Origin of the sequence: Streptomyces sp., from assembly GCF_035563135.1 — a bacterium.
Taxonomy (GTDB): Bacteria; Actinomycetota; Actinomycetes; order Streptomycetales; family Streptomycetaceae; genus Streptomyces.
Map to the genome: position 1 here is coordinate 1 of NZ_DATMVN010000369.1, position 14,148 is coordinate 14,148.

Here is a 14,148-nt window from a genome sequence, read left to right on the forward strand (position 1 = left end):
GAGATCGCCGAGACCGTCACCGCCGAGCTCGGCTCGCCGCTGCCGCTGTCGCAGGCGGTGCACGCCGGAGTGCCGGTGCTGGTCGCCGGTTCGTACGCCGAGCTGGCCGCCTCGTACTCCTTCGAGGAGAAGCTCGGCAACTCCACCGTCCTGCTGGAGCCGGTCGGTGTCGTCGGCGCGATCACCCCCTGGAACTACCCGCTCCACCAGATCGTCGCCAAGGTGGCCCCCGCGCTGGCCGCGGGCTGCACCGTCGTCCTGAAGCCCGCCGAGGACACCCCCCTCACCGCCCAGCTCTTCGCCGAGGCGACCCAGGAGGCGGGCCTGCCGGCCGGTGTCTTCAACCTCGTCACCGGCATCGGGGCGGTCGCCGGCCAGGCGCTCGCCGAGCACGAGGACGTCGACCTGGTCTCGTTCACCGGGTCCACGGCCGTCGGCAGGCAGATCGGCGCCACCGCCGGAGCGGCGGTCAAGCGCGTCGCGCTGGAGCTCGGCGGCAAGTCCGCCAACGTGATCCTGCCCGGCGCCGACCTCGCCAAGGCGGTCAACGTCGGCGTGGCCAACGTGATGTCCAACTCCGGCCAGACGTGCAGCGCCTGGACCCGGATGCTGGTCGACGCCGAGCGGTACGAGGAGGCCGTGGGCCTCGCCGCCACGGCCGTCGCCAAGTACGTTCCCGGGGAGCGGGTCGGCCCCGTCGTCAACGCCAAGCAGCAGGCCCGGGTGCGGGGTTACATCGAGAAGGGCATCGAGGAGGGCGCCCGCCTCGTCGCGGGAGGCCCCGAGGCGCCCAAGGACCAGGGCTACTACGTCAGCCCCACCGTCTTCGCCGACGTGACGCCCGGCATGACCATCGCGCAGGAGGAGATCTTCGGCCCGGTCCTGACGATCCTGCGGTACGAGGACGTGGACGACGCCCTGCGGATCGCCAACGACACCGTGTACGGGCTGGCCGGCGCCGTCTGGGGCGCGGACGACGAGGAGGCCGTGGCCTTCGCCCGGCGCATGGACACCGGCCAGGTCGACATCAACGGCGGACGCTTCAACCCGCTGGCGCCCTTCGGCGGTTACAAGCAGTCGGGGGTGGGGCGCGAGCTCGGCCCGCACGGCCTCTCCGAGTACCTCCAGACCAAGTCCCTCCAGTTCTGATCCCCGCCGATCCACCGACCCACCGAGGAGTCTGTTCGTGGTCCGCGCCGCCGTACTGCCCGCCGTCGGAGCTCCCCTGGAGATCACCGACATCGAACTCCCGGAGCCCGGCCCCGGCCAGGTGAGCATCAGGCTCGCCGCTGCCGGGGTCTGCCACTCCGACCTGTCCCTGTCCAACGGCACCATGCGGCTGCCCGTCCCCGCCGTCCTCGGCCACGAGGGGGCGGGCACGGTGCTCGCCGTCGGCGAGGGCGTCACCCATGTCGCCGTCGGTGACCAGGTCGTCCTCAACTGGGCGCCGTCCTGCGGGGAGTGCTTCCACTGCGGGATCGGCGAGGTCTGGCTCTGCGCCGACGCGCTGAAGGGCGCCGCGAACATCCACGCCCGTACGGCCGACGGCACCGAGCTCCACCCCGGGCTGAACGTCGCCGCCTTCGCGCAGGAGACCGTCGTCGCCGCGAACTGCGTGCTGCCCGCCCCGGCCGGGATCCCGCTCACCGACGCCGCGCTGCTCGGCTGCGCGGTCCTGACCGGATACGGGGCGGTGCGCCACTCCGCCCGGGTCCGCGAGGGCGAGAGCGTCGTCGTCCTCGGGATCGGCGGGGTGGGCCTGGCCGTCCTGCAGGCCGCCCGCATCGCCGGAGCGTCGAAGATCATCGCCGTGGACGTGTCACCGGAGAAGGAGGAGCTCGCGCGCCGGGCCGGCGCCACCGACTACGTCGTCGCCTCGGACACCACGCCGCGCGCGATCCGCAAGCTCACCGGCGGCCAGGGCGCGGACGTCGCCGTGGAGTGCGTGGGCAGGCCCGCCACGATCCGTGGCGCCTGGGAGTCGACCCGCCGCGGCGGCCGCACCACGGTCGTCGGCATCGGCGGCAAGGACCAGCAGGTGACCTTCAACGCCCTGGAGATCTTCCACTGGGGCCGCACACTCACCGGCTGCGTCTACGGGAACAGTGACCCGGCACGCGACCTGCCGGTGCTCGCCGAGCACATCCGCGCCGGACGGTTCGACCTCTCCATGCTGGTGACGGAGCGGATCTCGCTGGACGGCATCCCGGCGGCCTTCGAGAACATGATCGCGGGCAAGGGAGGGCGCGCGCTGGTCGTGTTCTAGTGCCTGCCCAGGCACCAGCCGGCGCACGGGAACGGACGCGGCGGCGCGGGAGCGCGGGCCGGCGCGACCGTCCCCACCGCCTCAGCCCCGTACGGTGCGGACCACCTCGCTCAGCGGCCTGCGCGGCGAGGCCGGGGGCTGTGCCGTCGCGTACCCCATCCGCAGCACCATCTGGGGACACCCGTAGTGCGCGGCACCGCCGGACACCTCCGGGCGCAGTCCGTCGTCCTCCAGCGGCTGGTTGGCGAACGAGGCCGCGATGCCGTGCCCGGTGGCTTCCAGCAGGAGCCTCTGCAGCGCCTGGCCGGCGGTGACCCAGGAGCGCGGGTCGTCGTGCGCGGTCTCCAGGACGGCCAGCTCCGGGCGCGGCTCGAAGGCCGCGCTGCCGCGCCCGGGTATGCCGAGCCCTTCGGCCATGTCCCGTACCGGCGGGTCGTCGGGGAACTCCCGCCGGGGCACGGGGCCGAGGTTGCCGGCCGGGATGGCGGGCTGTCCGGTCCCCGGTGAGAGCCGGGCGTCCCGGTCGTCCCGTACGGACTCGTCCTCGGTCCACGTCGCGCGGCGTATGGACGTCAGCATCCGCTGGTACTCCGGTTCCCCGTCCAGGAGGCGCAGGGTCGCCCCTTCGCGCCGGGCGGCGTCGTGCAGCAGTGCGAGCACCTCGGCCGGGATCCTCTCGGGCCGGAAGGGGTAGCGGTTCGTGCGACGGCTGCCCACCCAGCGGTACAGCTCGTCCAGCGCCGGGTCGGGGGCGTCGCCGGTCACGTCGACCCGTGCGACCAGCAGCGGATCACCGGCGACGGGCAGCACCGAGACCCGGGAGGCGAGGCCCAGGCGCGCGAGGGCGGTCCGGGCGTTGAACACCGCGGCGCCGCAGGACAGGCGCACATCGCGTGCCGCGGACGCCGTCGGCATGGAGGCGTCGTCCGGATCCGTGCGCACCTCCAGCCCGCGGCCGGTGAAGGTGAAGGTCCACGGCTGGGTGTTGAACACCGAGGGAGCGGCAGCCGCCGCGGCTGCCACGTGGAGCTGTTCCGAAGCGTTGAGCGTGGTGGGGCCGGTGGACTGCATGACTCGGTGACCTTCCGTGTGTCCGGCCGCGCGCGAGGGCGGTCCTCCGCACGGATGTGACGTATCTCCCAGCGTGCGACTCGGGCGCGGCAGGCGTGAGGGACGCAGGTCACGTTCCGGAAGGACTTCCGGCCCGTCCGGCGGCGGCGTTCAGAGCCGGCCGGCCGTCCCCTGCCCGGTCCGTGCCGGCCGATCCGCCGGACCGCCCGACGCGCCGCGGTTCCGTGCCCGGGTCCGCGAGACCGCGACCCCGGCCAGGCAGAGCAGCCCGCCCGCGACGGTGAGCAGCGCGGGCACCTCGTCGAGCAACAGCCAGGACATCACCACCACCAGTGCGGGCACCGCGTACGTCGTCGCGCCCATCCGGCCCGCGGTGGTCCGGGCCAGCGCATAGGCCCAGGTGGTGAAGGCCAGCGCGGTCGGGAACACCCCGAGATAGATCATGTTCAGCGTGGCGGACAAGGGGGCGTCGGCCGCCTCGGAGACCAGTACGCCGGTGAAGGGCAGGCAGGCGGCCGTGCCGATCAGGCAGCCGAACGTGGTGATCTGCAACGGGGATCCGTGCCGCAGCGCCGGCTTCTGGATGACCACTCCGCCCGCGTACGACAGGGCGGCCAGCAGGCACAGGACCACGCCGAGCACCGAGGAACTCCCATGGCCGGACATGGAGAGACCGACGACGACGGCGCCCGCGAACGAGACCGCCATGCCCGTCAGGAGCCGGCGCGACAGCGTTTCCCCGAGCAGCCTGGCACCCAGCAGCGCCATCAGGATCGGCCCGATGTTCACGATCATGGCCGCCGTGCCCGCGTCGACCTGCTGCTCACCCCAGTTGAGCACGACCATGTAGAGCCCGAACCAGAGCAGCCCGGACCCGATGACGCCCGGCCAGGCCGCCCGGGAGGGCAGTCCCTCGCGGCGCACGAGCAGGATCGCGCCGAGCGTCAGCGTGCCCGCGAGGAGCCGGCCCAGCGCCAGCGCCCCTGGTGAGTACGCCTCGCCCGCGCTGCGGATGGAGACGAATGCGGAGGCCCACAGGATGACTGTGATGCAGGCGGCGGCCGGGGCGCGCCAGTCACGACCGGAGGCGGCCTGCGCGGCGGGGCGCGCTGTCGGTGTCGTCGTCATGGTCACGACGGTAGGCCGGGAATCCCTCCGGCCCCACCCGGTTACCGGCTCGCGTCAGCCGTACGGCGTGATGTCCGGTGCCGTACGGGCCATGGGGCCGGGACGGGTCAGGCGCCGTTCGGTGCGGGCCGGACCGTGCGCCCGGCGGCCGTCGTCCGCTCGTACTGGAGGGCGAGCCCGTCCAGCAGGGCGCGCAGCCCCGTCTCGAAGGCTCCCTCGTCGACCTGCTGGCGGCGGTCGGCCAGTAGGTGGGCCTGGCCGAGGTGCGGGTAGTCGGCGGGGTCGTACGCCGTCTCGTCGTCGACGAATCCGCGGGCGAAGGAGCCGAGCGCCGATCCGGTGATGAAGTAGCGCATCAGCGCCCCGATGTGGGTGGCCTGGGCGGGCGGCCAGCCGGCCCGGACCATGGCGCCGAAGACCGCGTCGGCGACCCGCAGGCCGGCCGGCCTGCGGCCGGGTCCCTGGGCCAGCACCGGGACGATGTGGGGGTGTGCGGCGAGCGCCGCGCGGTAGGAGAGGGCCCAGTCGTGCAGGGCGGCGGGCCAGCCGCGCGGGTCGGACTCCTCGAACATCGACAGGTCGACCTGGGCGGACACGGCGTCGGCGACCGCGTCGAGGATCTCGTCCTTGTTCCGGAAGTGGTTGTAGAGCGAGGGACCGCTCACCCCCAGCTCGGCGGCGAGCCGACGGGTGGACACGGCGTCCAGCCCTTCGGCGTCGACGAGCGCGCTCGCCGCCTCGACGATGCGGTCTCGGCTGAGGAGGGGCTTGCGCGGTCGGGCCATGCGGCACATAGTAGGGCCTGCGAACATAAAACTAGCAGTGCTAATTAAACGTGGGGTGTGCAGGATGAACCTGGAGCTGAGCGAGGAGCAGGAAGCCGTCCGGCAGCTCGCCGAGGACTTCGTCGCGCGGGAGATCACCCCGTACGTCGTCGAGTGGGACCGTGCCGAGAGTGTCGACAAATCGATCGTGAAGAAGCTGGGCGCCCTCGGCTTCCTCGGACTCACGGTCCCGGAGGAGTACGGGGGCTCCGGCGGGGACCACCTCGCGTACTGCCTGGTGACCGAGGAGCTCGGCCGCGGTGACTCCTCGGTGCGCGGCATCGTGTCCGTCTCGCTCGGCCTGGTCGCCAAGACGATCGCGTCCTGGGGCAGCGAGGAGCAGAAGCGGCAGTGGCTGCCGAAGCTCACCGCCGGAGAGGCGGTCGGCTGCTTCGGCCTCACCGAGCCGGGCACCGGCTCCGACGCCGGGAACCTGACCACCCGGGCCGTGCGGGACGGCGACCACTACGTCATCAACGGCTCCAAGATGTTCATCACCAACGGCACCTGGGCCGATGTGGTCCTGCTGTTCGCCCGTACGAACGACACGCCGGGTCACCGGGGCGTCTCCGCCTTCCTGGTGCCCGCGGACACCCCCGGCCTGACCCGGCGCACCGTCCACGGCAAGCTCGGCCTGCGCGGCCAGGCCACGGCCGAGCTGGTGCTGGAGGACGTCCGGGTGCCCGCCTCCACCCTCATGGGCCCCGAGGGCAAGGGCTTCTCCATCGCCATGTCCGCGCTGGCCAAGGGACGGATGTCGGTCGCGGCCGGCTGTGTCGGCATCGCGCAGGCCGCCCTGGACGCTGCGGTGCGCTATGCGGGCGAGCGCGAGCAGTTCGGCAAGTCCATCGCGAGCTACCAGCTCGTCCAGGAGCTCATCAGCGACATCTCCGTGGACGTCGACGCCGCCCGCATGCTGACCTGGCGCGTCGCCGACCTCATCGACCGCGGCCAGGACTTCGCCACCGCGGCGTCCACGGCGAAGCTCTTCGCCTCCGAGGCCGCGGTCCGCGCGGCGAACAACGCCCTCCAGGTGTTCGGCGGCTACGGCTACATCGACGAGTACCCCGTGGGCAAGCTGGTCAGGGACGCCCGCGTGATGACCCTGTACGAGGGCACCAGCCAGATCCAGAAGCTGATCATCGGCCGGGCGCTGACGGGCGTCTCCGCCTTCTGACCCGGCAGGGCCCGCCTTCTGGCCTGGCCCGCTTTCTGAGTACCGGGTGAGTACGCCGGCGGATGCCGGCGTACTCCGCCGCGCCGGATGCTGGGCGGCATGAGTGAGACGACATCGGTCAAGCAGCAGAGCACCGCCGCCTTCTACGGGCAGGCCGTCCTCTCCTTCGGGGTCGCGATGGGCGCGGTGGCCCTCGGCATCTTCTTCCTCGACGCCGACGCCTGGGTGCGGGCCTTCCTCGCCATCGGCGTCCTCTACCTCGTCACCTCGTGCTTCACCCTCGCCAAGGTCATCAGGGACCGGCAGGAGGCGGGGCAGATCGTCAGCCGGGTCGACCAGGCCAGGCTGGAGAAGATCCTCGCCGAGCACGATCCCTTCCAGAAGCTCTGACGGTCTCACCGCACGAGCGCTCTAAGCGCTTGCTCAGGTTCGCGGTATGGTGTTCGTCCTGCCAGCGGAAAGGGGCACGTGGCGATGAGCACGGCGGAGGAGACCGACGGCGACAGCACGCCGTGGAGCGAGGTCACGCCCGAGGCGGCCAGGCGGCTGCTCCTCGCGGCCGTCGAGGCATTCGCCGAGCGCGGCTACCACGCGACCACCACCCGTGACATCGCCGGCCGGGCGGGGATGAGCCCGGCCGCGCTCTACATCCACTACAAGACCAAGGAAGAGCTGCTCCACCGGATCAGCAGGATCGGCCACGACAGGGCCCTGCTCCTCCTGGAGACGGCGGCCGAGAAGGACGGCACGGCGGCCGAGCGGCTCACCGACGCGGTCCGGTCCTTCGTCAGCTGGCACGCCGAGCGGCACACCACGGCCCGGGTCGTGCAGTACGAGCTGGAGGCGCTGAGCGACGAACACCGCGTTGAGATCGTCGCCCTGCGCAGGCGGAGCGACGCCGTGGTCCGCCGGATCATCGGTGACGGCGTCCGGGCGAAGGAGTTCGACGTCCCCGACGTCCCGGGCACCACGCTCGCCGTGCTGTCCCTCTGCATCGACGTGGCGCGCTGGTTCAACGCGCAGGGCAGCCGGACGCCCGAGGAGGTCGGTGCCCTCTACGCGGACCTCGTCCTGCGCATGGTGGGCGCCCGGAAGTGACGCCGGGCACCCCCGCGGGCCCGGCGCACCCCGCACTCCGAAGCGGTGCCGCGACTCCGAAGCGGTGCCGCGGCTCAGAAGTAGTAGCGCGACACCGACTCCGCGACGCAGACGGGCTTGTCGCCGCCCTCGCGCTCGACCGTGACGAGGGCGGTCACCTGTACGCCGCCGCCCGCCTCCTCGACACTCTTGAGCACGGCGGTGGCGCGCAACCGTGAGCCCACCGGGACGGTCGAGGGGAAACGGACCTTGTTGGTCCCGTAGTTGATGCCCATCTTGGCGCCGTCGACCTGCAGGATCTGCGGCACGAGCGCCGGAAGCAGCGACAGCGTGAGGTAGCCGTGCGCGATCGTCGTCCCGAAGGGGCCGTTCGCGGAGCGCTCCGGGTCCACATGGATCCACTGGTGGTCGCCCGTGGCCTCGGCGAACTGGTCGATCCGCTTCTGCTCGATCTCCAGCCAGTCGCTGTGCCCGAGCTGCTCACCCACGGCGTCCCGCAGCTCCTGTGCGGACGTGAAGATCTTCGGCTCTGCCATGTTCCTGGTCCCTGCCTTCCGACTGTCGGTCGCCCCTTCCGGGGCAATGTCTAAGCGCTTGCTCAGCATGGTTGGGCAGGGCGTCCCTGTCAACGACGGGCCCGCCGGGTTCTCGAAGCGGCAGCAGAGGCCGAGGGACGACCATTAGGGTCGGGGGAGTGCCACAGATCCCGCAGTCATTCCAGGAACTCACCGTCGGCCAGCTCTCCGCCCGTAGCGGCGCCGCGGTGTCCGCCCTGCACTTCTACGAGTCCAAGGGCCTGATCAGCAGCAGCCGCACCAGTGGCAACCAGCGCCGCTACACCAGGGACGCACTGCGCCGGGTGGCGTTCGTCCGGGCGGCGCAGCGCGTGGGCATCCCGCTCGCCACCATCAGGGAGGCGCTGGCCGAACTGCCGGAGGAGCGCACGCCGAACCACGAGGACTGGGCCCGTCTCTCCCGGGCGTGGCGCTCGGAGCTCGACGACCGCATCAAGCAGCTGGGGCGGCTGCGCGACCACCTCACCGACTGCATCGGCTGCGGCTGCCTGTCGCTGGAGACCTGTGTGCTGTCCAACCCCGACGACGCCTTCGGTGAACGCATGGCCGGCTCGCGGCTGATGCCCGAGCGGGGCGCGGCCGACCGCTCCTGAGCGCGCCCCGGCTCCGGCCGTCTCCTCGGTGACCGGTCCGCCTCAGGCGGCCGACGCCGTCAGATTCCGTGTCCGTGCTCCCCTGGCCCTGGCCAGCGCGCCCGCCGTGAGGACGGGCCGGGGGACGACGATGCCGCATCCTGTGCAGACCGGACCGGCCCATGGTTCGCGGTCCAGGTCCTGCCGCCAGACGATCCCGGTCGCCGCGCAGACCGGGCAGGCGGCACCGGGTTTCGCGCCCAGGGCCGAGATCAGCCGCCTCAGGACCTCGGCCAGGGGTGCGCTCGGATGAATCCCCGGATCGTCGCAGTGCGCGATGCCGTTGCCTCCCCAGGTCCGCCGGTGCCAGTCGTCGAAGGTGCCGGGCCGGCGCAGCCCGTCGTGCTTCTCACGGCGCCGCCGTTCGGCGAAGCCCGTCTCGTACGCGAGCCAGACGGCCCGCGCCTCCTCCAGTTCCTCCAGCGCGTGGACCAGGCGCACCGGCTCGGGGGCCCGGTCCTCGGGTTCGATACCGTGCCGGGCGCACAGGTGGTCCCAGGTCGCCCGGTGGCCGTACGGAGCGAATCGCTCCAGGCATTTGCGCAGTGAGTACCTCCGCAAAGCCAGATCGCCCCGCGGATCGCGGACCTGTCTCGCAAGACTCCGGAAACCGGCCATGGCACTGCCACCTCCGTCGGTCGTACTTCGGCGTCAAGGGATGGACGTACGACTGCCCGATTCGGCTCCATCCAAAGGTGAAATGTGTCCACGGACCGAGATGGCCCATGTGGGGCCGTGCGCCGGCGTGTGGCGAACCGGAAAAAGTGACCGATGTTCATCTTACCGGCGGGGTGTACCGCCAGTAACCTCCGGCGCATCGGCCACCCGGAGGAGCACGCATGCCCCCACGCAGCACCCGCACGCTCAGAGCCGCCGCCACCGCGGCCGCTCTCGCTCTCGGTACGTCCCTGCTCGTCGCGGCGCCGGGCGCCGGAGCCACGGAGCCGGAACCCCTCGCCGTCACCGACCACTGCCGCGACCAGTGCGCGGACATCCTGCCGCCCGGTGAGAACGGCAACGCGACCCTCGTCGAGATCCTCGGCAACAAGGCGTTCGGCACGCACCCCGCCCACAGCGAGGACCAGCTCGACCGGTACGACAGCCTGGTCGCGGGCCATACGGGCCTCACCGACCAGAAGCTGACGGACTTCTTCAACGACGCGTCCTTCGGGGTCGCGGCCGACCAGGTCGAGTCCGTGACGAAGCCGCGTGAGGACGTCACGATCACCCGGGACAAGAAGAGCGGTGTTCCCCACATCAAGGGCACCACCCGCTACGGCACCGAGTTCGGTGCCGGGTTCGCCGCCGGACAGGACCGGCTGTGGCTGATGGACCTCTTCCGCCACATCGGGCGGGGCGAGCTCACGTCCTTCGCCGGGGGAGCACCGGCCAACCAGGGCCTGGAGCAGCAGTTCTGGCCGCAGGCCCCGTACACCGAGGCGGATCTGGAGGCCCAGGTCGAACGGATCAGGACCACCGAGGGCGCGCGCGGCGAACAGGCGATGGCCGACGCGCAGGCCTACGTCGACGGGATCAACGCCTACCGGGTGAAGTCGAAGAACGGCCGCTACTTCCCCGGGGAGTACGTCCTCACCGGGAAGATCGACTCGATCACGAACATCGGCGAGATCCAGCCGTTCGAGCTGACCGACCTGATCTCGATCGCCTCGGTCGTCGGCGGGCAGTTCGGCGGGGGAGGCGGCGGTGAGGTCCAGGCCGCGCTCTCGCTGCTCGCCGCCCAGCAGAAGTACGGCGTCGAGGAGGGCACCCGCGTCTGGGAGTCCTTCCGCCAGCGCAACGACCCGGAGGCCGTCCTCACCGTCCACGACGGCACCTCGTTCCCGTACGCCGGCAAGCCCGACAAGGCCCGGGGCACCGCCCTTCCGGACGCGGGCTCGGTCACCCCCGAACCGCTGATCCACGACCGCACCGGCTCGGCGGCCACCGGCAAGAAGACCCCCGTCGACGCCCCGGACGCGCTGAAGCCGCTCCAGGGCATGTACGACGACGGCGTCATCCCGGAGGGATCGCTGCCCGGACCGGGGCAGGGCACCCAGAGACGTGGCATGTCCAACGCCCTGCTGGTGTCCGGCGAGCACACCGCGTCCGGCAGTCCGGTCGCCGTCATGGGGCCCCAGACCGGCTACTTCGCCCCCCAGCTGATGATGCTCCAGGAACTGCAGGGCCCCGGCATCAGCGCCCGTGGCGTCTCCTTCGCAGGCGTCGGCATGTACGTCCAGATGGGCCGCGGCCAGGACTACGCCTGGAGCGCCACCTCGGCGGCCCAGGACATCACCGACACGTACGCCGTCGAGCTCTGCGAACCCGACGGATCCGCGCCCACCAAGGACTCCACCCACTACCGCAGCGACGGCGCCTGCACGGCCATGGAGAAGCTGGAGCGCACCAACTCCTGGAAGCCGACCGTCGCCGACTCCACCGCCAAGGGCTCCTACCGGATGAGGGTGTGGCGGACCGACTACGGGATCGTCACCCACCGCGCGACGAGGGAGGGCAGGCCCGTCGCCTACACCTCGCTGCGCACCACCTACCGGCACGAGGCCGACTCGATCATCGGTTTCCAGCTGCTCAACGACCCGGCGTACGTGACGGACGCGGCCTCCTTCCAGCAGGCTGCGAGCCACATCGACTACGCCTTCAACTGGTTCTACGCGGACGCGCGGACGACGGCCTACTACAACAGCGGGATGAACCCCGTGCGGGCGCCCGGGGTGGACGCCGCGCTGCCGGTCGAGGCCGAGAAGGCGTACGAGTGGCAGGGTTACGACCCGGCGGCCAACACCGCTGACTACACCCCGTTCGCCGAGCACCCGCACTCCAGCGGGCAGGACTACTACATCTCCTGGAACAACCGCCAGGCCGAGGACTACTCCACCGCGGCGTTCGGCTTCGGCGCCGTGCACCGGGGCGACCTGCTCGACGACCGGGTGTCCGAACTGGTCGAGGAGGGCGGCGTGACCCGTGCCTCCCTGACCCGCGCCATGGAGGAGGCAGCCCTCACCGACCTCCGGGGCGAGCAGCTGCTGCCGGAACTCCTGAAGGTGCTGCGCTCCCAGCCGGTCACCGACCCGGCCGCCGGCGCGGCGGTCCAGCAACTGGACGCCTGGCGGGCGGCCGGTGCGCAGCGCAAGGAGACCGGCCCCGGATCGCGCACGTACACCCACGCGGACGCGGTACGGATCATGGACGCGTGGTGGCCGAAGCTGGTCGAGGCGGAGTTCCGGCCGGGCCTCGGTGACGACCTCTACCAGGCGTTCACCGCGAGCCTGGCCACCGACGAGTCCCCGGCCGCCGCTCACGGGCCGAGCGGCGCGCACAGCGGCTCCGCGTTCCAGTACGGCTGGTGGGGCTTCGCCGACAAGGACCTGCGGCAGGTCCTCGGGCAGCCCGTCGAGGGGCCGCTGGCCAGGACGTACTGCGGCGGCGGCGACCTGAGCGCCTGCCGCACCGCGCTGCTCACCACCCTGAAGGAGGCGGCGGCCGCACCGGCCGCCGAGGTCTACCCGGGTGACGACAGCTGCGGGGCCGGTGAGCAGTGGTGCACCGACGCGATCATCCACCGCCCGCTGGGCGGGATCTCGCACAAGTCCGTCCACTGGCAGAACCGGCCGACGTACCAACTGGTCGTGGAGTTCCCCTCGCACCGGTAACCGGCCTGAGCGAGCCCGGCCCGGCCGCCGGACAACGGGTGGCCGGGCCTTTCGCGGCACGGATGCCTTGCCGTCATGAACACGTCGGTACGCCTGGAAGAGCCCACCCCCGACAACGTCATGGCCGCCTGCCGGCCGCACGTGGCGCCCGGCCAGGAGAAGTTCGTGACCCCGGTGGCCGGGTCGCTGGCCGAGGCGTATGTCCACCCGGAGACCGCCTGGCCCCGGGTGATCCGCGCGGGTGAGCGCGTGGTGGGCTTCGTCATGGCGTTCTTCGGTGTCCCCTTCGGCTACGACGCCGAGACCCCCGGCGCACCGCCGCGCTCCGGCCTCCGGCGGCTCGCCGTGGCCGCCGGCGAACAGGGCCGGGGCTACGGCCGGTTCGCGGCCGAGGCCGTGCACGAGGAGATCCGCAGACGGGGCGGCACGCTCTGCACCATGACGTGGCAGCCGGGCGAGGGCGGCCCGGAGGAGTTCTACCTCCGGCTCGGGTACCGGCGGCGCGGGCTGACGGGCGACGGTGAGTACCTCGGTGAACGGGGTCTCACGTCCTGAGCGCCGAGGCACCCGCGCCGGTGCCCGCACCCGGTCCGGCCTCACCGGTACAGCAGGAACTCCCGCCGCACCCGCCGGAACGCGGCGAGGTCCGCCGCCCAGGCGCCCACCACCTCGTCGGTGTCCGCCCCCGCGTCGATCATCGTGCGGACCCGGGTGTTGCCCGTGAGCTTGTCGATCCAGTTGTCCGCCCGCCACGCGAAGCCGCTCCACGTCCGCTTCGCCGTGACCAGCAGGGCGATTCCGGTGCGTACGGGGTCGAAGGCGTCCCGGTCCTGGACGTGCACCTGCACCCCGCCCACCGTCCTGCCCGCGAACTTGGAGAACGTCGGCGCGAAGTAGGCCTCACGGAAGGCGACGCCGGGCATGTCCAGGGCGTTCGCCGCCGCCGCCCACCGGTGGTCGACGCCCTCCGCACCGAGCAGTTCGAACGGCCGTGTCGTGCCCCGGCCCTCGGAGAGGTTGGTCCCCTCGAACAGGCACGTCCCCGGGTAGACCAGCGCTGTCTCCGGCGTCGGCATGTTGGGGCTCGGCGGCACCCACGGCAGACCCGTCGTGCCGAAGAAGTCCGCGCGGCGCCACCCGGACATCTTCACCACGTCCAGCTCCACCGGCCGGTCGGCCAGGAACTCGGCGTTGAAGAGCAGCGCGAGCTCCGCCACCGTCATGCCGTGCGCCTGCGCGATCTCCCGGCGTCCCACGAAGGTCGCGAACGCCGGGTCGAGCACGGGCCCCAGCGCCGCCCTGCCGGTGACCGGATTCGGCCGGTCCAGGACGACGAAGCGCTTGCCCGCGAGCGCGGCGGCCTCCATGCAGTCGTACAGGGTCCAGATGTACGTGTAGAAGCGGGCGCCCACGTCCTGGATGTCGAAGACCACCGTGTCGACCCCGGACGCGGTGAAGACGTCGGCCAGCGGCTGCCCGCTCTTCAGATACGTGTCGTAGACCGGCAGGCCGGTCGCCGGGTCGTCGTACCGCCCCTCCGAGCCGCCCGCCTGCGCGGTCCCCCGGAAGCCGTGCTCGGGGCCGAAGACCGCGGTCAGGTCCACCCGGTCGTCGGGGTGCATCACGTCGACGACGTGCCGGACGTCCGAGGTGATCCCGGTGGGGTTGGTGACGACCCCCACCTTCTGCCCGGCGAGCAGCCGGTA

14 protein-coding genes are annotated in these 14,148 nt (G+C 72.0%); 8 read left to right on the top strand and 6 right to left on the bottom strand.

What is annotated here, in order from left to right; genetic code table 11:
* A partial coding sequence (locus VN520_RS15965; RefSeq protein ID WP_325747584.1) for an aldehyde dehydrogenase family protein occupies window positions 1–1,149 on the top strand: 1,149 nt, incomplete at its 5' end.
* Window positions 1,150–1,186: 37 nt separating this feature from the next.
* Window positions 1,187–2,266, top strand: a complete 1,080-nt coding sequence (locus VN520_RS15970; protein ID WP_325747585.1) for a Zn-dependent alcohol dehydrogenase — start codon at window positions 1,187–1,189, stop codon at window positions 2,264–2,266.
* Between the two features lie 81 nt (window positions 2,267–2,347).
* On the opposite strand, the gene VN520_RS15975 is transcribed toward VN520_RS15970, so the two are convergent.
* From VN520_RS15975 to VN520_RS15985, 3 genes are all read right to left on the bottom strand, one after another.
* Window positions 2,348–3,337: an Acg family FMN-binding oxidoreductase gene (locus tag VN520_RS15975; protein ID WP_325747586.1), complete on the bottom strand. Its 990-nt coding sequence runs from the start codon at window positions 3,335–3,337 to the stop codon at window positions 2,348–2,350.
* Between the two features lie 150 nt (window positions 3,338–3,487).
* The gene (locus tag VN520_RS15980; protein WP_325747587.1) at window positions 3,488–4,465 is read right to left on the bottom strand and encodes a DMT family transporter; all 978 of its coding nucleotides are present in this window, start codon (window positions 4,463–4,465) and stop codon (window positions 3,488–3,490) included.
* Between the two features lie 107 nt (window positions 4,466–4,572).
* Window positions 4,573–5,250, bottom strand: coding sequence for a TetR/AcrR family transcriptional regulator (locus VN520_RS15985; protein WP_325747588.1), 678 nt, complete (start codon window positions 5,248–5,250; stop codon window positions 4,573–4,575).
* A gap of 64 nt (window positions 5,251–5,314) precedes the next feature.
* Here VN520_RS15985 and VN520_RS15990 point away from each other — a divergent pair, with 64 nt between their 5' ends.
* The 3 genes from VN520_RS15990 to VN520_RS16000 all read left to right on the top strand — a co-directional run bounded on the left by VN520_RS15990 (window position 5,315) and on the right by VN520_RS16000 (window position 7,564).
* Window positions 5,315–6,466 (top strand): acyl-CoA dehydrogenase family protein, encoded by a 1,152-nt coding sequence (locus VN520_RS15990; protein WP_325747589.1) that lies wholly within the window; start codon window positions 5,315–5,317, stop codon window positions 6,464–6,466.
* A gap of 99 nt (window positions 6,467–6,565) precedes the next feature.
* Window positions 6,566–6,856 (top strand): YiaA/YiaB family inner membrane protein, encoded by a 291-nt coding sequence (locus tag VN520_RS15995; protein WP_031099588.1) that lies wholly within the window; start codon window positions 6,566–6,568, stop codon window positions 6,854–6,856.
* Window positions 6,857–6,940: 84 nt separating this feature from the next.
* On the top strand, window positions 6,941–7,564 hold the full coding sequence (locus VN520_RS16000; RefSeq protein ID WP_325747590.1) for a TetR/AcrR family transcriptional regulator: 624 nt from the start codon (window positions 6,941–6,943) through the stop codon (window positions 7,562–7,564).
* Window positions 7,565–7,638: 74 nt separating this feature from the next.
* Here VN520_RS16000 and VN520_RS16005 read toward each other — a convergent pair whose 3' ends face one another.
* Window positions 7,639–8,100 (bottom strand): MaoC family dehydratase, encoded by a 462-nt coding sequence (locus VN520_RS16005; protein ID WP_325747591.1) that lies wholly within the window; start codon window positions 8,098–8,100, stop codon window positions 7,639–7,641.
* A gap of 158 nt (window positions 8,101–8,258) precedes the next feature.
* On the opposite strand from VN520_RS16005, the gene soxR reads away from it, so the two are divergent.
* On the top strand, window positions 8,259–8,732 hold the full coding sequence (gene soxR, locus VN520_RS16010) for a redox-sensitive transcriptional activator SoxR (protein ID WP_325747592.1): 474 nt from the start codon (window positions 8,259–8,261) through the stop codon (window positions 8,730–8,732).
* A gap of 42 nt (window positions 8,733–8,774) precedes the next feature.
* Here the strand turns inward: soxR and VN520_RS16015 are convergent, their stop codons facing one another.
* A complete protein-coding gene (locus VN520_RS16015; RefSeq protein WP_325747593.1) occupies window positions 8,775–9,389 on the bottom strand; it encodes a hypothetical protein in 615 nt (204 codons plus the stop codon).
* Window positions 9,390–9,610: 221 nt separating this feature from the next.
* Between VN520_RS16015 and VN520_RS16020 the strand changes: the two genes are divergently transcribed.
* Window positions 9,611–12,442 (top strand): penicillin acylase family protein, encoded by a 2,832-nt coding sequence (locus VN520_RS16020; RefSeq protein WP_325747594.1) that lies wholly within the window; start codon window positions 9,611–9,613, stop codon window positions 12,440–12,442.
* 75 nt (window positions 12,443–12,517) lie between these two features.
* Entirely contained in the window at window positions 12,518–12,997 is a 480-nt protein-coding gene (locus VN520_RS16025; protein ID WP_325747595.1) for a GNAT family N-acetyltransferase, read from the top strand.
* 41 nt (window positions 12,998–13,038) lie between these two features.
* On the opposite strand, the gene VN520_RS16030 is transcribed toward VN520_RS16025, so the two are convergent.
* On the bottom strand, window positions 13,039–14,148 hold a 1,110-nt coding region (locus tag VN520_RS16030; protein ID WP_325747596.1), incomplete at its 5' end, for a DUF1343 domain-containing protein.